The following is a 20893-nucleotide window of genomic DNA, read 5'->3' as shown; positions in this document are numbered from 1 at the left end:
TTTACACTAACCCACGTATTTGTGTTTGATTATTAGCCAGCTGTTGTGGTGTAAACTCTACTTTAACTTCAGTCCCACCACTTTCGCAACGCCTTATAGTTAATGTTCCTTTCAAGCTGTTAACCCGCTCCTGAATGATAATTAATCCATAGTGGTTAGGTTTATCAACAGTCAAGTCTATTCCTACGCCATTATCTAAAGTGGATAACTCTACCTGCCCATTTTCAGTTTCATGTATAGAAAGTGTTATCTCTTTAGCATTAGAGTGCCGGATAGCATTTGATAACGCCTCTCTTGCAATTTGTAGACAATGAATCTCTTCATGTGCAGTTAAACGAAACTGTTGTAACTTATAGTCTAAACGTAATTGTATATGAGTTTGTTGTTGAAATTCTTTTACTGTTCCTTTTAATGCTTGTTCAAGCCCGGGGGCATCTATTTTCAGGCGAAATGTGCTGAGTAATTCTCGCAAATGCCGATATGCAGCATTTAGCCCCTGTTGTACTTCATTTATTGTCTTTTCTAATACATCAGTACTGGCTGAAGACTGTAATAGCTTTCTTAACCGAGCAACTTGTAGTTTTTGATAGGATAGCGATTGTGCTAATGAATCATGTAGTTCTCGGGCAATCACTGCACGTTCACTCATCATCGCCAGACGTGCTTTTTGTTCAATAAACTGATTATGATTACAGGCTGTCGCAACCATATCAGCAAATGCCTGCAATAGTTGTAGTTGCCAGTCAGTAATTGGAGAGCTCGCTTCATTTTCGATTAAAAGCTCTCCATATTTACCTACCTGATTTTTTATATCCAAGGACATTAACTGGGATTGCTTTAAATCACCCTGAATTTCTCGTCTTTCTTTACAACCTTCACAATCCGGAAACTGACAAAATGGTGGTCGCTTAGCTTGATCCGAAGATAAAATTTGATTGAAAGGCTCATTATTATCCAGCTTTAAACAAACAGATATTCGTTTTAAGTCCGTTAATTGCTGTAGACGTTTTAAGCATCTGATAATACTGGTTTGGATTTCTTGCGGGAAATCATTTAACCAGCGGCTGGTTTCATAAAGTGTTTCCAACACTCTATTTGTTCTTTGTAATGTAGCCGTTTTCTGTTCTACTCGCTTTTCTAGCTCACTATTAAGCTGAGTAAGATGATCTAACATCTGGTTAAATGTATTACTAAGTAAGCCTAATTCATCAGCACTTTGATAAGAAGAGCGTTGGTTAAATCCACCATCCCGTATAACACTTGCTGTTTGCACCAACTCTTTCAAGGGCACCATCAACCGTGCATGTAAATTATACATCGCAATAAAAATAACTAATAATGTCAAAAATAAAGTAACGACTTGAATTGCACGCAAAGTATAAATTTTAGTCTCTGAAGCCACTTCAATATGTTTCACCAGTTCATCAATCTCATTAACGAACTTATCAACTTGTTGTAAATGTACAAACTCAATGTCTTTAGTAAAATTTTCCAATAACTGTGGTTTTAAACTCTGCCAACGATTAACTACCTCTCGATAACTAACATTGACTTGGTGGTCCAACTGACTGGATACCACATGCTGCAATATAGGGTTTGATAGGCGCTGCTCAAAATCATTAATAGCCTGCTTGACGGTTGATGGCTGCTCTTTTCTTTGTAACAGAGCCACTATTCGATAACTTTGCATTCGCAGTGAGCCCGCTAAATTAATAGCATAACTGTCGCCTTCTGCTGAATCAGCAATAATGACCGAACTAATCATACTCACCAAACCAAGCGTAACAACAGCAGCAAAAGCCACTCCAACTCGCGTCAATAAGCTATAATGTTTTTTTTCAACCATAATTATATTCTAATATAGCTTTATTCTTATTCAGAATTAAGCTCAAGTATTCTCTTTTCAGATAGCCCAAGTTATCAGCTTTTAAAACATAGTGAGAATGATTTATATTTACTAATATTAGAGGTGCTCTTGCTTAAATCAGCCCTCTTTTGGCAATAGTACCTCTTAAGAACATACATTGCTGTTTTTCTTCATTATATTTTCAGAAAAACAAAAAAACATCTTATTTATCAACAGGTTACATCTGCTCATCAACATACCTCTAAAGAGGTACACTACCTTGTTAGACAACATTCTACCAGAACAACTATTGACCCTAGTCAACTCAGCATTCATTAACCTCACCTAACTTCAGGGTATGTTGTCATAAAGGAGGTTAAAATGCTTAGCCATACCCAAAAGCAATGGTCAGTCCTTTCCATGAACACCGTGGCCTTTGCAGCTAACTTTGCTGTATGGACCATGTTCTCTATTATCGGTATTAAAATCAAACAGGAGCTGAATTTAACAGATACTGAGTTTGGTATTTTAGTTGCGACTCCTATTCTAACTGGCTCAATTACCCGTCTTCCCCTAGGAATAATGACTGACCGCTTTGGTGGCCGGATTGTCTTTTTTATTCATATGTTATTGGTTGCCATACCAACTTATGGTTTAGCTTTTGCCTCTGAATATTGGCAGTACCTTGTCATTGGTTTATTTGTTGGCTTAGCCGGTGGCTCTTTTGCTATTGGTATCGCTTATACCTCAGCTTGGTTTGAAAAAGAACGTCAAGGCACTGCAATGGGAATATTTGGGGCAGGTAATGCCGGTGCGGCTATTACTAACTTGGTTGCTCCGATGATTGTGGTTGCTTTAGGCTGGCGGGCTGTACCTCAGATTTATTCTATTGCAATGGTCATCATGGCTGTCATTTTTTGGTTTTTCACTTTTAATGACCCAGCTCATGAAGAACGGAAAAAAACAGGTAAACATATTTCTTTAGCTACTCAACTAGCTCCATTAAAAGAAATTAGGGTTTGGCGGTTTGGTCTTTACTACTATTTTGTTTTTGGTGGGTTTGTAGCCTTAGCACTATGGCTACCCAAATATTATGTCGGCGAATATGAGTTAGATTTAAAAACAGCTTCCTTTATCACCATGTTATTTACCTTACCTTCTGGCGTTATCCGAGCGCTAGGTGGCTGGTTATCCGATAAGTTTGGTGCCCGCTCAGTTAACTGGGCAGTTTTCTGGGTATCATTAATTTGCTTATTCTTTGTTTCTTATCCACAAACCACCATGATTATTCACGGTATTGAGGGGGATGTGCACTTTAAAGTGGGCCTTAATATCTGGGTATTTACTGTTTTAGTATTCCTTATTGGTATCGCCCAAGGTATTGGTAAAGCATCTGTCTACCGTATTATTCATGATTATTACCCAGCGAATATGGGATCAGTTGGCGGCATGGTAGGTGTGATTGGCGGCCTGGGTGGTTTCACCTTGCCTATTATTTTCGGCATAGCAAACGATTGGATCGGGGTACGCAGCTCCTGCTTTATGGTGTTGTTTGCCATTGTCGCCATTTGCATGATCTTAATGAATATTGCCATTCGCAAACTACGCAAAGCAGAAGGTCTAGAACTAGACGAAAGTGTTTATTAATAGGAGCACGACATGTCAGAGACTATTCATACATCCAATCCTCCCCCAGCTGCCGCGTCTAAAAGCGCAGATATTACTAACTGGGATGTTGAAAACACAGAATTTTGGGAGTCTACCGGCAAAAAAATTGCCAATAGAAACTTATGGATTTCCATTCCCAGTTTATTATGTGGTTTTGCCGTATGGTTGTACTGGGGCATTATTACCGTACAAATGCTAAATTTAGGGTTTCCCTTTGCAAAATCTGAATTATTTACTTTAATGGCCATTGCTGGTTTAACCGGCGCCACATTACGTATCCCCTCCAGCTTTTTTATCCGTTTATCTGGTGGGCGCAATACAATCTTTTTCACTACAGCCTTATTAATGTTACCCGCTTTAGGCACAGGGATAGCATTGCAGTCTAAAGACACTCCACTTTGGGTATTTCAACTGCTAGCTTTATTATCAGGATTTGGTGGTGGTAACTTCGCCTCTTCCATGTCTAATATCAGCTACTTTTTCCCTAAAAAAGTACAAGGGTTAGCCTTAGGCCTAAATGCCGGTTTAGGTAATTTTGGTGTGACCACCATGCAAATCCTGGTGCCACTGATGATGACTTTTGGCGTCTTTGGTGCTTTAGGTGGTGAGTCAATGACCCTACAAAACACCTCAGGTACCCTCATTGGAAAAATACCAGCAGGCTCCGAAACCTGGATTCAAAACGCTGGGTTTGTTTGGCTATTATTCCTAATTCCACTTGCCTTTGCAGGTTGGTTTGGCATGAACAATATTCGTACCTCTGAAGTATCACCGGATATTGGCTCACCAGTTAAGGCCTTTTCTATTATCACTTGCATGTTATTGGTGGGCTTCATTACTGCTACTATTGGCTTATGGTTAATGTTACCAGAAAGTGCTAATGGCTCTGGTTTTAATGTACCAAAAGAAATTGTGTTGGTTATTGTTATTGCATCAACTGTCTTTCTATTAAAATTATTTCCAGGAGACATTAAACAAAATCTAACCCGCCAGTATCAAATTTTTGGCCATCAGCATACTTGGGTAATGAGTGTTATCTACACCATGACCTTTGGCTCTTTTATTGGTTTTTCTGCCGCCTTTCCATTAGCCATTAAAGTGATTTTTGGTTATTCCCATGTGGCAGGTGCAGATGGTGTGTTAACTCACGACACAGTCAACCCTAATGGCCCTTCAGCATTAATGTATGCCTGGATGGGACCTTTTATCGGTGCCTTAATTCGCCCAGTGGGTGGCTGGATTGCAGATAAAGTAGGTGGTGCTTTAGTGACACAAATTGTGTCTGTTGTGATGGTACTTAGTGCAATAGGAGTGGCTTATTATATGAAAGCCGCTTACGCATCTGCCACACCAGAAGAATACTTTGTTCCATTCTTTCTACTATTCTTAGTGTTATTTGCCGCAACCGGTATCGGTAATGGCTCCACCTTCCGAACTATTGCGATGGTATTTAATAAAGAACAAGCCGGCCCTGTTTTAGGTTGGACTTCTGCAGTGGCCGCTTATGGTGCATTTTATATTCCAAAAGTATTTGGTGAGCAAATTAAAGCAACTACACCAGAATATGCGTTATACGGTTTCGCGGCTTTTTATGGCTTATGTATTTTGGTTAACTGGTGGTTTTACCTAAGACCAGGTGCTGAACATAAGAATCCATAAAACAGTACATAAATTATATTTATGGTTAACGATATGAAAACAGCAGTCAATAAATTAAATAGTATTCTTATTCCTTCACCTGAGGATATCGCAAAAATTAACGGATATAGGGTGACAGGGTATTCTATAGCTGCGACATGGATGTCGCTTTAGCTCTTGATAGGCTAAGGATAGCCTTTCAAGAGCGGAGGAAGAATAGTCTGTTATTCCATATCAAACACTAAATTAACTTTCTGTGTTCCTTTGAAGTTAGAGTGGCTAAGAAGTAGACCAAGAAGTTAACCATAACTGTGAATGCCTGAATAGTAGAAATAATTTTTACTATAGCCAAAGCGAAAAGCTTTTAGGGGAGGCAGTCAAACGATGAAGCCCTATGAGTTTATATAAAAATAAATGATTAGGGTGAAGGCAGTTAAATGCTCCTGCATAAACTGCATTCCCACCATCCTTGGTGGTCAAGTGATGACAACAAAGCCTAAAAGTTTTTCGAGAAGGATATGATGGAGATAATGAAATGAGTCTCTTACTTGATAGATTACAGTTCTTTAAGAAAAAAATCGGTGAATTTTCTGAAGGACATGGCGAAACCACCAATGAAAGCCGTGCCTGGGAAAATAGTTATCGCCGTCGCTGGCAACACGATAAAATTGTTCGCTCAACTCACGGCGTCAATTGTACAGGCTCCTGTAGCTGGAAAATTTATGTAAAAGATGGTTTGGTCACTTGGGAAACTCAACAAACTGATTACCCAAGAACTCGCCCCGATTTACCTAACCACGAACCTCGTGGCTGCCCCAGAGGAGCAAGCTTTAGTTGGTATATTTACAGTGCTAATAGACTAAAATACCCCAAAGTACGCAAACCATTATTAAAACTATGGCGAGAAGCAAGAAAAACCCAATCGCCTGTTGCAGCCTGGGAGTCTATTGTTTCAGACCCAGAAAAAACCAAGCAATATAAAACTAAACGAGGCATGGGTGGTTTTGTTCGTTCATCATGGGATGAGGTTAACGAAATTATTGCTGCGGCAAATGTCCATACAGCCAAAAAATACGGCCCTGATCGTATTATTGGCTTCTCCCCTATTCCTGCTATGTCGATGGTCTCTTATGCAGCAGGCTCACGTTACCTATCATTAATTGGTGGGGTTTGCATGAGTTTCTACGACTGGTATTGTGATTTGCCTCCCTCATCACCAATGACATGGGGAGAACAAACCGACGTCCCCGAATCTGCTGATTGGTATAACTCTAATTATATTATTGCCTGGGGATCTAACGTTCCACAAACCCGTACTCCTGATGCTCACTTCTTTACTGAAGTCCGCTATAAAGGGGCCAAAACCGTTGGCATCACCCCTGACTATTCTGAAGTAGCCAAATTAACTGATATCTGGCTAAACCCCAAGCAAGGGACTGATGCTGCATTAGGCATGGCTTTTGGTCATGTTATATTAAAAGAGTTCCATCTAGAAAAACCCAGCGAATATTTTACTGATTATGTTCGTCGTTATTCTGATATGCCCATGTTGGTATTATTGGAAGAGCACGAAGGCAAAACGTTAAAACCTACTCGCTTTTTAAGAGCATCTGATTTAACTGGCAGCTTAGGTCAGGACAATAATCCTGAATGGAAAACCATTGCCTACGACGAAAATACTAATGAGCTGGTTTCTCCACAGGGTAGTATTGGCTATCGCTGGGGCGAACAAGGCAAATGGAATATAGAAAATAAAGAAGGTAAATCAGGAAAAGAGGTTAAGCTGCAGCTTTCACTTATTGATGGTCCAAAGAAAACTGTTGATGTTGCTTTCCCCCATTTTGCTGCTGATGAAAGTAATGAATATTGGAATTATTGCGAGCATGATGAAGTCTTAGCGCGTAAATTACCTTATAAAGAAATTAAACTGGCTAATGGTAAAAAAGCCAAGGTAGCAACCGTATTTGATTTAACCATTGCCAATTATGGTATTGACCGTGGTTTGGGTGGTGACAATGTTGCAGCCAGTTATGATGATGACATTCCTTTCACCCCTGCCTGGCAAGAAAAAATCACTGGTGTTTCACGGGAAAAAGTCATTCAAGTAGCCAAGGAGTTTGCAGATAACGCAGATAAAACCAAAGGCCGTTCAATGGTCATTGTTGGCGCCGCCATGAACCACTGGTATCACATGGACATGAACTACCGTAGTTTGATTAACATGCTGATTATGTGTGGTTGTGTGGGTCAAACTGGCGGAGGTTGGGCCCATTATGTGGGGCAGGAAAAACTACGTCCGCAAACTGGCTGGCAACCACTTGCCTTTGGCTTAGATTGGAGTCGCCCTCCTCGCCATATGAACTCCACTTCTTTTTTCTATAATCACAGTTCGCAATGGCGTCACGAAAAAGTCAGTATCCACGAAGTGCTTTCTCCATTAGTTGACCACAGCCAATGGCCAGAGCATATGTTGGATTACAATATTAAATCGGAACGGATGGGCTGGTTACCTAGCGCTCCACAATTAAATAAAAACCCACTGGAAATAACTAAAGAAGCTGCACAAGCGGGTAAAGATCCAAAAGACTACTTAGTGGAACAACTAAAATCTGGCAATATTCGTTTTGCAGCGGAGCAGCCTGATAATCCAAATAATTTCCCTCGCTGCCTATTTGTCTGGCGTTCTAATTTACTGGGCTCTTCCGGTAAAGGCCATGAATATATGCTGAAGTATTTATTAGGTACAAAAAATGGCGTATTAAATGAAGACAATGCAACCCGTGATGGCATTATTCCCACAGAAATAGATTTTGAAAAGCAAGGAGCTGAAGGCAAGTTAGACTTGGTGACTACCCTAGACTTTCGCATGTCTTCAACTGCCTTATACTCCGATATTGTACTCCCCACAGCAACTTGGTATGAAAAAGATGATTTAAATACCTCTGATATGCACCCCTTTATTCACCCTTTATCAAAGGCGGTCGACCCAGCCTGGGAGGCACGTTCTGATTGGGATATTTATAAAGGCATTGCGAAAGCCTTCTCTCAGGTGGCTGAAGGTGAACTCGGGGTAGAAAAAGATATTGTAACTGTACCAACGTTACATGACACCCCAGGAGAACTTGCCCAGCCCTTTGAAGTGAAAGACTGGAAAAAAGGTGAGTGCGATTTAATCCCAGGTAAAACTGCGCCTAACATGGTAGTGGTTGAACGGGACTATCCTAATACCTATAAAAAGTTTACTTCACTGGGGCCTTTGTTAGAAAAAGCCGGTAATGGTGGTAAAGGTATAAGCTGGAATACCGATGAAGAAGTCGAGCTACTTCGACAACTGAATTATAGCGTTAATGAAGAAGGTGTCAGCAAAGGACAACCGCAAATTAATACAGCAGTTGATGCTGCAGAAGTTATTTTAAGCTTAGCGCCAGAAACCAATGGTAATGTGGCGGTAAAAGCCTGGGACGCCCTTGGTCAAGCCACCGGCCGTGATCATAAGCATTTAGCTGAACCCAAACACGAGGAAAAAATCCGCTTTAGGGATGTACAGGCTCAGCCAAGGAAAATTATTTCTTCCCCTACCTGGTCTGGCTTAGAGTCTGAACATGTGAGCTATAACGCAGGTTATACCAATGTTCATGAATTAATTCCCTGGCGAACTATTACTGGTCGACAGCAGTTTTACCAAGACCATTTATGGATGCAAGCCTTTGGCGAGCAAATGGTTTCTTATCGGCCACCCATCTGTACCAAAACTGTCGACTTTGTAAAAGGCAAACACACCAACGGCAATAAAGAAATTGTGCTGAATTGGATTACGCCTCACCAAAAATGGGGAATTCACAGCACCTACTCTGACAACTTAATTATGCTCACCCTAAATCGTGGCGGCCCGATTATTTGGCTAAGCGAATTAGACGCAGCAGAGGCAGGTATTGAAGATAACGATTGGGTAGAAGTATTTAATGCTAATGGTGCCATAGCCTGTCGAGCCGTTGTTTCCCAACGGGTAAAACAAGGCATGGTGATGATGTATCACGCCCAAGAACGGATCGTTAATGTACCAGGCTCTGAAGTCACAGGTACCCGCGGTGGCCACCATAATTCTGTTACACGGGTTGTGCTCAAACCTACCCATATGATTGGTGGCTATGCTCAACAGTCCTATGGTTTTAACTATTACGGTACGGTTGGTTGTAACCGTGATGAGTTTGTAGTGGTCAGAAAAATGGCAAAAGTCGATTGGCTGGATGGCCCAACAGGGCATGAGTTACCACAACCACTACCTGAACAACCATAGCCTGAAGATGTGTGAGGAGAGCCTAAAATGAAAATACGCGCACAGGTTGGTATGGTATTAAATCTAGATAAATGCATTGGCTGCCATACCTGCTCTATTACTTGTAAAAATGTTTGGACCTCTCGGGAAGGCATGGAATACGCTTGGTTTAATAACGTTGAAACCAAACCCGGTGTAGGATACCCAAAAGAATGGGAAAATCAGGAAAAATGGAAAGGTGGCTGGAATCGTAAAGCTGACGGTACCATTGAGCCAAAAATTGGTGGTAAATTTCGGATTCTCGCGAATATTTTTGCCAACCCTGATTTACCCGAAATTGATGATTATTACGAGCCTTTTGATTTTGACTATCAGCATCTGCATACAGCTCCATTAGGTAACCATCAACCCACTGCTCGCCCCCGGTCTTTAATTAGCGGTGAACGCATGGAAAAAATCGAGTGGGGACCTAACTGGGAAGAAATTTTAGGGACTGAGTTTAGAAAGCGCTCAAAAGATAAAAACTTCGATAATATCCAAAAAGAAATATACGGGCAGTACGAAAATACCTTTATGATGTATTTGCCCCGTCTCTGCGAACATTGCCTTAACCCAGCTTGTGTCGCATCTTGTCCATCTGGTGCTATATATAAACGGGAAGAAGATGGCATTGTCTTAATAGACCAAGACAAGTGTCGTGGTTGGCGGATGTGTATTTCTGGCTGCCCTTATAAAAAAATCTATTTCAATTGGAAAAGCGGTAAATCAGAAAAATGTATTTTCTGCTACCCTCGTATTGAATCAGGCATGCCTACCGTCTGTTCTGAAACCTGCGTTGGACGCATTCGTTATTTAGGTGTTTTACTTTACGATGCCGATAAAATTAAAGAAGCGGCTAGTGCACCTTTAGAGCAAGACCTTTACCAAAAACAGCTGGATATCTTTTTAGACCCATTTGATCCAGCCGTTATCAAACAAGCCAAACAGGATGGTATTGAAGATTCTGTATTAGAAGCTGCACAACAATCACCTGTTTATAAACTAGCCGTTGATTGGAAGCTAGCGTTACCACTACACCCTGAATATCGTACATTACCCATGGTCTGGTATGTTCCACCCTTAAGTCCTATTCAGCATGCAGCAGAAGCTGGACATATTGGCATGAGCGGGATTATTCCTGATGTCGCGAGCTTGAGAATTCCCGTGCGTTACTTATCCAATATGCTGACTGCGGGTGACGACAAACCTGTTTTACTTGCACTAAAACGTTTACTGGCAATGCGGGCATTTAAACGTAGCCAAATTGTTGACCAACAAGTTGATCAAGCCGTGCTGGATGAAGTCGGTTTAACCGTTGCTCAGGTAGAAGACATGTACCGTTATCTGGCAATTGCTAACTATGAAGATCGTTACGTTATCCCAACTGGCCATCGGGAGTCTGCTGTAGAAGATACTTATGGTTATCGTTCTGGCTGTGGTTTCTCTTTTGGTGACGGCTGCCAAAGTAACTCTGGGGTTAACCTGTTTGGTGGCAAACAAAATGATCAGCGTAATATCATTCAAACTGTCAAAATTGAGGGGTAACGGATGAAAATATTAAAGATTATTTCATTACTGCTTGATTACCCTTCAACTGAATTACAGCAAGGGCGTGGTGAACTTGCTGAAGCCATTGAGCGTGATCAGGAATTAGCTCCAAAAAACAAAGCTGTTTTGATCGATGTGCTAAATCACTTAACCACCACGGATTTAATGGACCGACAAGAAGAATATGTGGGTTTATTTGACCGGGGCCGTGCTGTTTCGCTGTTATTATTTGAGCATGTCCATGGTGAATCCCGTGATCGAGGTCAAGCGATGGTCGATCTAATGGAGCTTTATAAAGAGCAAGGCTTTCATATCAGTGTGCGGGAATTACCCGATTATTTGCCTTTATTTCTTGAATTTTTAACTCATCAAGATCAAACAGTCATACAGCAGCAACTTGTGAACATTGCACCTATTCTTGCTGTATTAAAAGTACGCTTAGCTCAACGAGAGAGTATTTATTCCCGTTGCTTCGAAGTATTACTTGAGCTTGCAGATGTCAGGGTTGATTTAAACGACTTGCAAAAACAAGTGGCAAATGAAGAGCCTGATTATACTCCCGAGGCTATTGATAAAGTATGGGAAGAAGAGCAAGTAACCTTTGGTTTAGAAGGCAATAGTTGCAACCTTAATACTAAACCGAAAAAAGCCAAGGAGGAACTGCCAACGCCCATTCATTTTGTAACCAATCCCTCTTCTAGCAATACCACTAACAGTAATAGGGGAGCAAGATCATGACTATCAATTTATTGTTATTTGGCATCTATCCCTATGTTGCGTTAGCCATTTGCTTGATAGGTTGCTGGGCACGCTTTGATTTATCCCAATATACCTGGAAAGCCGGCTCAAGCCAGATGCTACGCAAGAAAAATATGCGCCTTGCCAGCAACCTGTTCCATGTAGGTGTTATTTTTATTCTGCTTGGTCATGTGGTTGGTTTGTTAACACCAGAGTCAATTTATCACCATGTTATTTCCACACCGGCTAAGCAGTTATTAGCCATGGTATCTGGTGGCTTCTTTGGGATTTTGTGTTTTGTTGGGTTAACCATGTTAATTCACCGCCGCTTAACTGATCCTAGAATTAAAGCCAATACCAGTAAATCGGATTTATTGGTGTTAGTTGTATTATGGGTACAATTAGTTTTAGGCTTAATTTCGATTCTGGTTTCTTCTCAGCACATGGATGGTTCAGTGATGGTGCTACTGGCTAACTGGGCACAATATATTGTTATCCTTCAACCAGAAGCTGCAGCCGCCTCAATATCACCAGTGAGTATTATTTATAAGCTGCATGTGTTTTTGGGAATGACATTATTTATATTATTCCCGTTCACTCGGCTCGTGCATATTATCAGTGCACCCGTGTGGTATATCGGTAGGTGTTATCAGGTCGTCAGGCAAAAATAGTCATACCCTTTTGGGAAAGAGGAGATTGCGAAAAGCATTTTTAGCTCCCTCTCCCTCTGGAGGGTGTCGCGAAAGGGTATTGGTGAATAAATATGAAGTAACAGGGTATTCTTCCACCGCTCTACAAGGCCATCCATGGCCTTTAGAGCTTTAGCTGTTCCCGACAGCTGCTCCAGAACACCCCATCACTCCATATTTACCAGCTTTTGCAACAGCCTCAAAGGGAGAAACATAGCACCAAAAAATCAGGATTAATAATTCAGTTTTTAAAAGGTTAGCATTATTATGAATCAACCAGCCTGCTCTCATGCTTCACACCAAACAGCTCCGATTACAATTAATCCTGTTTTCGTCAATGGAGAAGAAATATCAGAACAGGACATTGCCCAGGAGGTGCAGTACCATCCAGCCGACAACCCTGAAGAAGCCGTGTATTTAGCAACCCAAGCGTTAGTAATAAAGCTATTACTTAATCAACAAATAAAAAAACAGCAACTGCCCATAGAACAAAGGACTGAAGAGTCTGAAGAAGAAGCCGCTATACGCACATTATTAGAACAAGAAGTAGATATCCCCACTGCTTCAGAACAAGAGTGCAAACAAATCTATGCTACTAACCCAGAGCGCTTTACCAGCCCTCCTGTCATGGCAGTTAAGCATATTTTATTAGCAGCAGCACCAGAAGATACCCCCGCACGAATGGAGGCTAAGCAACAAGCAGAAAATATAATTAAGGAACTGACTAATGAGCCCGCTCTTTTCAATGAACTTGCTTTAGCCTACTCAGCCTGTCCATCCAAAGAGTCTGGCGGTGATTTAGGACAAATCAGCAAAGGACAAACCACCCCAGAGTTTGAACGCCAAGTATTTAAGCTAGCACCTGGGCTATCACCTCGACCTATTGAAACACGTTACGGTTATCATGTGGTTTGGGTAACAGCAAAGGCAGAAGGCCAACCGCTCTCCTATGAGCAAGTTGAAACTAAAATTAAAAGCTACCTACAAACAAAAGTGAGACTAAGGGCTATTCAACAATACTTAGCTATATTGGTGGCTGAGGCGAATATAAAGGGGATTGAAATAAACTTAGAGGATGCTGGGTTGCTATAAGAAAGTTACAGCGGAAAAGAAAAAGCTATACCTTGTCGGCAGGTATAGCCTTTTTGAATTAAATGACAAACTCAATTAGTTGGCTCGATCACCTGTTTCTATAGAGTCAATAACCCCTTCTTTGAAAGTAATAATTCTTAGAAACTTGTTACGTCCAACATTATAAGTCCACTTCTCTACTTTGATAAGCCTGGTCACTTCCCTACTGGCTCCATGAGCATTGACGCCATTATGCTGTTGATTATAGCGATATAAGTCACTATTTCTTTTTTCAGTCACTGTATAGCTGTGGTCTTCTTTCAACCAAGGCTCGCCACACTTTAATAATACTGTTGCTTTTGAATCACCGGTTGAAACCAGTCGATTTTTACAACGCATACTATCAGCATACGTATTTACCGAAATAGAAAACATTAATACCGAAATTAAAACGGCAAACGCCTTTAATAGAGCAGTGTTTGCTTTTGTAATCATATCTATTAACCATATAAGTCTTTCTATATCCAATACAAAGTGCTTTTAGAGAAGTCGGTTGAATGATAACCAAAGTACTCAATAGCCAGAGAGTGGCTGTCACCAAAGCTAGAAGCCATAACTTAGGATATAGATTGGTTTATATACAAATGAAGCTTGCCAACCACTATACTGACTTCAACACCACCTGGCAAACTCTGGCCACCAAGCCTTTACAAAACCTTTACAATACAACGTGTCATACAATATTCCAGCTGATATAGGCAAGATTCTAGGTATTAGTAAAAAATAAGCCAATTGCTATTAGCATCCCGACTTTATGATCACATATAATTAGACAAAGACTTAATTGACATAGGTAACTATATGCCCACTACTAAGCAGTCCTACTCAGCAGATGACAGTATGGGATATTTTATTCATCGCCTCTCAAAAGTGATGCAAAGGCGCTTCGAGCTATTACTAGAAGAATCAGGTGCAGAGATTACTATACAAATGTGGGTAATCTTATCGGCTATTGGTAAACACAATATTACCATTCCCTCAAAAATAGCAGATAAAACGGGTATAGACCGTACAGCAACAGCCCGCTCCCTAACAAAAATGGATAAGCTAAAGTTGATTTCACGAAAACCCTCTCCGGAAGACGGACGATCGTCTCAAATTTATTTGACTAAAAAAGGTGAACAAGCTTTAGAAATCGCAGCATACTGCTCACACAAAACTAATGAATATTTTTTAGACAAACTTTCCAGTCGAGAGCATGACTCACTTAAAAAAATTGTTACCAAACTCTTATCAGATGAACAAGGAGATATATCTTATAACTAATAAGTTACCTTTAAAATTAAATATTTATAGGCTTCATAAACTTTATCTACGAGGTTAAGAACCCCTATATTCATAAGAATATCTAAAATATACAAAATTTACCTATCAAAAAGCCCTCTTACTATATCAGTCAAAAGATAAAAAATTAAACTAATATAGCAAGAGGCGTCAAATACCCTAAAAATACTGAATCTGCACAACAATATCCAAAGAGGACTGTTGTTAGCATACCCAACATAGTTTACACTGTCAACTACTTTAAACTTCTGTTCGCTACATACATAACAAAACTATAATCTAGATAACTTAGATTGCATTTCAGTTAGAGGCACTGCATCCAAGTACTTTATATAAAAAACGACTAGTAATAAGTAATTCTCCGTATCTTACCACACATATAGTTGACACAGTCAACTATATGAGAGTAAATACCTACATTCGTTAACTTAGTATCAATGATAAACAGATGTTTAAAATCTGAGTTTTACTTAAATATAGCCAACGAAAGATAATAAAGCCTTTTACTATCAAGGTTTAATCTGGATTCCTTTACTAAGAAGCATCTATTAAATAACTAATGTATACACATTAGAAAATAGATAGATTTTAAAATAAAAAAGAGGAATCCCAATTAAATCTTTTTATATAAAAAAGTAGTCAATAGTTGTAATAACATGAGGTAACTATGAAAAAAACGGTTTTAACTGCCATTATTGCCAGTACAGTAGCAACATCAACTTTTGCACAAGACAGTATTAATCCCTTTGCTGATGAGAAAAGCGGTTTTTATTTGGGGATTGGAGCTGGTAAGTCTAGTTATGATGCTTATGGGGATATCGAGAAAGACTCTCAAGAAGAATTATCTCAAGTAAAAGATTACATTAAAAGCAACGGTGGTAACGCACATTATGATATAAAAGGTTCAAATACTAGCAATATAGGAAAAATATTTTTAGGATATCGAGTAAATAAGTATTTAGGTGTTGAATTAGACTATAATCAATTTTCTAACGCCGATTATAAGTTGAATGGTAGCGGTAGCATCAAAGAAAGTGATATTTCTCTTAGTGGTGAACTTAATGGAAAAGTTACAAGTAAAATTAAAGGAATAGGAATTAAAACAATTGGTTTTTACCCTGTCACTAATAATATTGACCTTAAAGCAAGTGCAGGTATTATGAGATGGAAAATTAAAGAAAAGCACAACCTCAACTACTCAGGAAGCTTAAATACTGGTGATTTCCTTGCTTCATTAGCAGGTCCATCAGAAAGCAATAGTGAAAGCAAAAGTGGAAACAGCTTAACTTTGGGCTTAGGCGCCAATTACAACATTACCAACAACGTCACCGTTGGCCTGCAATGGGAGCGTATCAAGGATGTTGGCCATAAAGACCTGGCTTTTGGTGAAACAGATATTGACACCTATACATTATCTGCTCAATACAATTTTTAACACCTATAACTACTTCATACTCACTGCTTAACTAACTACTACCCCCGTGGTTTGGCCTCTTTTAGAGGCCCTTTTTATTAATATCTGATGACTCTAATTAAGTATATCAGGAGATATCTATGAAAAATAAACTCGCTCAAACTATTCAAATTTCAATTCTAGCAAGTATTTGTACTGTTAGTGCTATTTCACATGCATCTGAAAGCCATACCAATTTTGATGCAAAAAAATTGTTTACTGAAGTGGGAACTTTCACTGCACCAAAAAGTGAACATAGCTATTATTATCGCGACTTGGATGGTGATGGATCAATAGAACAGCTAGAAATTAATCATTGGGAAGGCTCATTTGCTACCAATGGGGTTGGTAACTTAGGCTTTGGTTATGCAGGCAGTATAGATGCTCTATCTTTTACCATTTTAAAAGATATAAATAACGATGGCTTAACAGACATTGTAGGTATAGGAAATAAAGGTATTACCACCATTTTAAACCATGGTGCCAATTTTATTGGCAATACACCTATATTGACAAAATTTAAAGGTAACTTGAAAACCAATACAGACTACTTAAAAATAGCTGATATTAACAATGACGGCAGTGACGACATTATATTCTTATATAAAGGCAGCATTTATTTAATTAAAGGAAATAATGGTTCTTTTAGTACTAAATGGAAGAAAGTATCAGGGAAGTTTAATACTTCAAGATACAAACATATTGAAGTAGCCGATGTAAATTATGATGGATATCCAGACCTAGTGGGATTGAATAACAAAATGGTTGATGTAGCTATAAATACTCAAGCGAATGGCTTCCAAACAACAACGTCATGGCTATTACATAATGCACCTTTAAGTCAAGAGCCGTACAGTGTAAAAATTGCAGACATTAACCAGGATGGCTATGCAGACCTCCTCACCTTTCATCAAGGTGGCGTTGTTAAAGTTGCAGAAAATATGAGTGGAAATGGTTTTAACCAATACAAGCAAGTAGCAACAAAATTTTACGGATACAGACAGCAATCAGTTGCCGACGTAAATAATGATGGAAAAGTTGATCTTTTAGGTTTGGCAAAAAATAAAAAGGGTGAAAATATATTAATGGTTGCACTAAACTCAGCAAAAGGGTTTGGCAAGACAAAATTATATCATGCTCCAATTAGGGATTTTGCAGAGTATAACTTACAATTAAATCCTTACATCTCAAAATCAAAAAGAAACAAATAATAGGTATTGATACAATGATAAGCACAGGGATCGTGCAATAACTAAATAAAGCAGTTTCATATAATACAGTCCCATCCACCTCAGTTATTTATATAAGAATTATATATCATTGCTGCTATTTCAAATTCACTGCTTGCTTCTCCTGTTAAATCAAAGACTGTAATATCATCAACACCACGCTGAAAAGTAGTTGGTTTTTCCATTAACTCACCCAGCTCAATAGGGTGGTTATCAATAAAGCCTGACTTATAAGCTTGACTAATCTCGCCACACTTAAAAATATTATCTTTGTTATCTATCACGAGCTGGTTAGCTGAAAATAATAGCTCTACATCCAACTCTTGCTTACCTGCCCCACTTGCACCAACAGCAGTAATATGAGTACCAGGCTGCACCCATTCATTATGGATAATAGGTTGTTGACTAGGCGTTGTTGTAACAATTAGCTGACTATTTTTAACAACTTCTTCAGGATTACTCGCTAAACTGACCTTAAACCCTGCTGATGACATTTCTTGTATAAATTTTTCCCCGCTTTCTAGTGAACGACTCCAAATGCTAATCTGTTTGCAACTTGTAATATAAGGTAAACAAAGTAATTGCTGTCTAGCTTGGGTACCACTACCCATGATACCTATCTGCTCTAATTTTGATGGTAAAAGATGCTTATGTGCTAACATGCTTACTATCGCTGCTCTAATGTGAGAAATCCAACCATTATCTTGAATTATTGCAACTGGTTTTCCAGTACAAGTAGAAATAACAAATATGAAGCTCGTTTTATCCTGTTTTAATTTTCGTTGAGAGAATAAATTTCCTGAATCTATCTCCATAATAAAATAAGATTTATTTTTTGTATGGCCATATTTGATATACCGATTATCAATCATGTCAACTTTATCCAGTTGATCTATCGACTGATTTGATTGCTCAATTAGACTGTTTTCAACACAATTTACAATATCATCAAATGAGATGTTCTTCTTAATATCAGAAAGCGTCAAAATATCCATTGTCATTCTCAATATTCAACTTATCAATTCTCATAGTTACACCCTTTCCATTAGGTATGTACTGTTATTTTAGGGCACTCATTAACCAATATTTAATTGACAAAATCAATAATAATTTATAACATAACTTCGCTTTTATATAAGGAGTCTTAATTATGAAACGTAAATCTCTGGTTTTTACTAGTTTACTAGCGCTAACAGGATGCTCAGCAAATAAGGTATTACCACAAGCAAGCAATATTGAGTTAGTTAATATAGCGCCAAACTTCTCAAAATGCAGTTACTTAGGAGAAGTAGTTGGCTCACAAGGCAACTGGTTTACAGGTGACTTTACTTCAAATGAAAATTTAATGGTAGGTGCCAGAAATGAGTTAAAAAATGAGGCATTTAAACTTGGTGGAAATATAGTTTATGTGCAGGAACTAAGAAATACTAATGCCCATCAATCACTAGGTACCACAAATACTACAGCAATAGGTAAAGTTTATAAGTGCCAGAGAAACTAAAAAATTAGCTAATTTGAGTTATATCTATGATAATGTAGACTTAATGACCTGGCACTAAAACCTTGTTGATTTTTCATGATATCATGTGCTTTAATTTTTTATAAGTTCTCCTCTCTCAATATCAACGTATACCTGTTGACTTTGATAAGGGTTTCTAAAAACCATTTTAATTTCATAAGCCGGTATTAGTTTTTTCTGTTTATGCTGTGGTATATATACCAGCCGTATTTGCGGAGGTACAGCAAATCCCCTGCCATGAGAGTATATACCAAAGGTTCTCTTTAAAGCTTCCATTTTATCAATCAGTGGATTAACGACTATGGAATCAAATTGCCAGGAGTTCACCATTTTTTTATTTGCCTTGATAATTTCTCCAGTACTATCATCTACTGAAATTGATACATGGGTATTAACAATGGGAAGATCATTAATTACTTGAATAAACGTGTATTGAGTTATGCCAAATTTTGACTTTGTTTTCAATAAAACCAAACGTGAATAACCTAACTGATTCGATAATTCTAATGTTAGCCAATCCAGTACAGGTTTCATAGCACTAACTACTTTTTGATTTTTTTTAACGTTAATGTCGCCAGAAAAAAATAACTCTGTTTTAGCTTTACTATTAATTTCTCCAGCAGCAACCTCATAAGGAAGGCTGAACCCTACTCCTGATGTAGCAAAAAATAATGGTGCACCAAATTTTCTATATAAGCTTAACAATAAATTTTTTTTCACTAACTATACCTATCTACAATATTAAACTAACTTAGAAGTTAAAATAAGCCTAAGCACATACATATAAAGTGTGGCAATAGAATTACTGACCTAACTCGTCAACAGTTTGTCTATACAGTATTTGTATCAAACATCAATGTTCTGAAGAACTGCCTATATTGGTAGCTATTAATCACTTCTATGCCAGGCAAAAGATTAATTCTTGAATGAGTATTAACCAATATTTGATTGACAATGTCAATATTTTTAATTAACATTGTCAAACATATTAACTAACTACTTCATCGTATACCTAATGCGGGTGGTTTTTAGGGCTAACCTACAATGGTGAAGCTAGCGATAGCATCATTAATTGATGATGAAAGCGTTAGCTGGAGGACATCAAGTGACGATGCTCCATAACATATATAGTAGTTACTGACAAAGATATACCCTATTATACAAATGGTTATTAATGGTTAGATTACTGACGTAAAGCTTACAATAGTAGTACTAAATTATATATAAAGTACTAACTGGGTCACCCAATGATGAATTCCATGTAGTACCTCTTTGATCAAAACCAAATTAGCCAGTTCAAAGATTACAGTAGCAAACCTACCTTTAATCATCAATTTGAATACCTTTAACTATCTGTAAAGAAAAGAGAGCCACTTATGAAAATATTTCATGAGGTTAAAAAACCACATCAAATTACCTGAGAAGTTAAAAAATACATTTATTTTATTTATTATGTAACACATAAAAATATACACACATCAACTTATAACTTAAATGAGAAACTACATGAAAACATTACAACATTTATGTTTGTTTTTTACAGTTATTTCTATAACCACCTTTGCCAGTGATGATTATAGACAAATAGTTTCCTCAACAGGAAAGTGCTTAGATGTCAATGGTGGAAAGTCTGCTAACCTAACTCCAGTTGTTGCCTGGGATTGCCATGGTAGAACAAATCAGCAATGGAAAATGGATCACTATGGCAGAATACGACCAAGGCATGCCCCACATATGTGTCATTTAATTACCCACAATTTTGGGCTAGCTCAAAGCCTGCCTTCAGTTCATATAGTCTATTAAGACCACGCCAAATGACTGTATTACCTGGAGGC

General features: G+C 38.5%; 16 protein-coding genes. 12 read left to right on the top strand and 4 right to left on the bottom strand.

Annotated elements, in window-relative coordinates:
* Position 1: 1 nt before the first annotated feature.
* Positions 2-1846, bottom strand: coding sequence for a type IV pili methyl-accepting chemotaxis transducer N-terminal domain-containing protein (locus ORQ98_RS12920; protein ID WP_274689227.1), 1845 nt, complete (start codon positions 1844-1846; stop codon positions 2-4).
* 381 nt (positions 1847-2227) lie between these two features.
* Between ORQ98_RS12920 and ORQ98_RS12915 the strand changes: the two genes are divergently transcribed.
* From ORQ98_RS12915 to ORQ98_RS12885, 7 genes are all read left to right on the top strand, one after another.
* Positions 2228-3493, top strand: coding sequence for an MFS transporter (locus tag ORQ98_RS12915; RefSeq protein WP_274689226.1), 1266 nt, complete (start codon positions 2228-2230; stop codon positions 3491-3493).
* A gap of 12 nt (positions 3494-3505) precedes the next feature.
* A complete protein-coding gene (locus ORQ98_RS12910) occupies positions 3506-5173 on the top strand; it encodes an MFS transporter (protein WP_274689225.1) in 1668 nt (555 codons plus the stop codon).
* A 514-nt stretch (positions 5174-5687) separates the two neighbouring features.
* Positions 5688-9449, top strand: a complete 3762-nt coding sequence (locus ORQ98_RS12905; RefSeq protein WP_274689224.1) for a nitrate reductase subunit alpha — start codon at positions 5688-5690, stop codon at positions 9447-9449.
* 27 nt (positions 9450-9476) lie between these two features.
* Complete coding sequence (gene narH, locus ORQ98_RS12900; protein ID WP_274689223.1) at positions 9477-11012, top strand: nitrate reductase subunit beta; 1536 nt, start codon at positions 9477-9479, stop codon at positions 11010-11012.
* Positions 11013-11015: 3 nt separating this feature from the next.
* A complete protein-coding gene (gene narJ, locus ORQ98_RS12895; RefSeq protein ID WP_274689222.1) occupies positions 11016-11753 on the top strand; it encodes a nitrate reductase molybdenum cofactor assembly chaperone in 738 nt (245 codons plus the stop codon).
* Entirely contained in the window at positions 11750-12424 is a 675-nt protein-coding gene (gene narI, locus ORQ98_RS12890; protein WP_342455200.1) for a respiratory nitrate reductase subunit gamma, read from the top strand. Before narJ ends, narI begins: the two co-directional genes overlap by 4 nt.
* Before the next feature lie 285 nt (positions 12425-12709).
* Positions 12710-13534, top strand: a complete 825-nt coding sequence (locus ORQ98_RS12885; protein WP_274689221.1) for a peptidylprolyl isomerase — start codon at positions 12710-12712, stop codon at positions 13532-13534.
* Positions 13535-13609: 75 nt separating this feature from the next.
* Here the strand turns inward: ORQ98_RS12885 and ORQ98_RS12880 are convergent, their stop codons facing one another.
* Complete coding sequence (locus tag ORQ98_RS12880; RefSeq protein ID WP_274689220.1) at positions 13610-14008, bottom strand: DUF2845 domain-containing protein; 399 nt, start codon at positions 14006-14008, stop codon at positions 13610-13612.
* 366 nt (positions 14009-14374) lie between these two features.
* Between ORQ98_RS12880 and ORQ98_RS12875 the strand changes: the two genes are divergently transcribed.
* The 3 genes from ORQ98_RS12875 (at position 14375) to ORQ98_RS12865 (ending at position 17521) form a co-directional block, all read left to right on the top strand.
* Positions 14375-14839 (top strand): MarR family winged helix-turn-helix transcriptional regulator, encoded by a 465-nt coding sequence (locus ORQ98_RS12875; protein WP_274689219.1) that lies wholly within the window; start codon positions 14375-14377, stop codon positions 14837-14839.
* A gap of 685 nt (positions 14840-15524) precedes the next feature.
* A complete protein-coding gene (locus ORQ98_RS12870) occupies positions 15525-16292 on the top strand; it encodes an outer membrane beta-barrel protein (protein ID WP_274689218.1) in 768 nt (255 codons plus the stop codon).
* 119 nt (positions 16293-16411) lie between these two features.
* Positions 16412-17521, top strand: coding sequence for an FG-GAP repeat domain-containing protein (locus ORQ98_RS12865; protein WP_274689217.1), 1110 nt, complete (start codon positions 16412-16414; stop codon positions 17519-17521).
* A gap of 80 nt (positions 17522-17601) precedes the next feature.
* Here the strand turns inward: ORQ98_RS12865 and ORQ98_RS12860 are convergent, their stop codons facing one another.
* Positions 17602-18534, bottom strand: coding sequence for a Rossmann-fold NAD(P)-binding domain-containing protein (locus tag ORQ98_RS12860; protein ID WP_274689216.1), 933 nt, complete (start codon positions 18532-18534; stop codon positions 17602-17604).
* A gap of 155 nt (positions 18535-18689) precedes the next feature.
* Here ORQ98_RS12860 and ORQ98_RS12855 point away from each other — a divergent pair, with 155 nt between their 5' ends.
* Positions 18690-19040 carry a DUF4156 domain-containing protein gene (locus tag ORQ98_RS12855; protein ID WP_274689215.1) on the top strand — a complete coding sequence of 117 codons (351 nt, stop codon included), beginning with the start codon at positions 18690-18692 and terminating at the stop codon, positions 19038-19040.
* Positions 19041-19130: 90 nt separating this feature from the next.
* Here the strand turns inward: ORQ98_RS12855 and ORQ98_RS12850 are convergent, their stop codons facing one another.
* Positions 19131-19778: a hypothetical protein gene (locus ORQ98_RS12850; RefSeq protein ID WP_274689214.1), complete on the bottom strand. Its 648-nt coding sequence runs from the start codon at positions 19776-19778 to the stop codon at positions 19131-19133.
* A 786-nt stretch (positions 19779-20564) separates the two neighbouring features.
* Here ORQ98_RS12850 and ORQ98_RS12845 point away from each other — a divergent pair.
* Positions 20565-20861, top strand: a complete 297-nt coding sequence (locus ORQ98_RS12845; protein ID WP_274689213.1) for an RICIN domain-containing protein — start codon at positions 20565-20567, stop codon at positions 20859-20861.
* The last annotated feature ends 32 nt before the right edge of the window (positions 20862-20893 follow it).

Origin of the sequence: Spartinivicinus poritis (assembly GCF_028858535.1) — a bacterium.
Classification (GTDB): Bacteria; Pseudomonadota; Gammaproteobacteria; order Pseudomonadales; family Zooshikellaceae; genus Spartinivicinus; species Spartinivicinus poritis.
The sequence above is the reverse complement of the archived record's forward strand: the minus strand, read 5'-3'. Positions and strand labels throughout refer to the sequence as shown.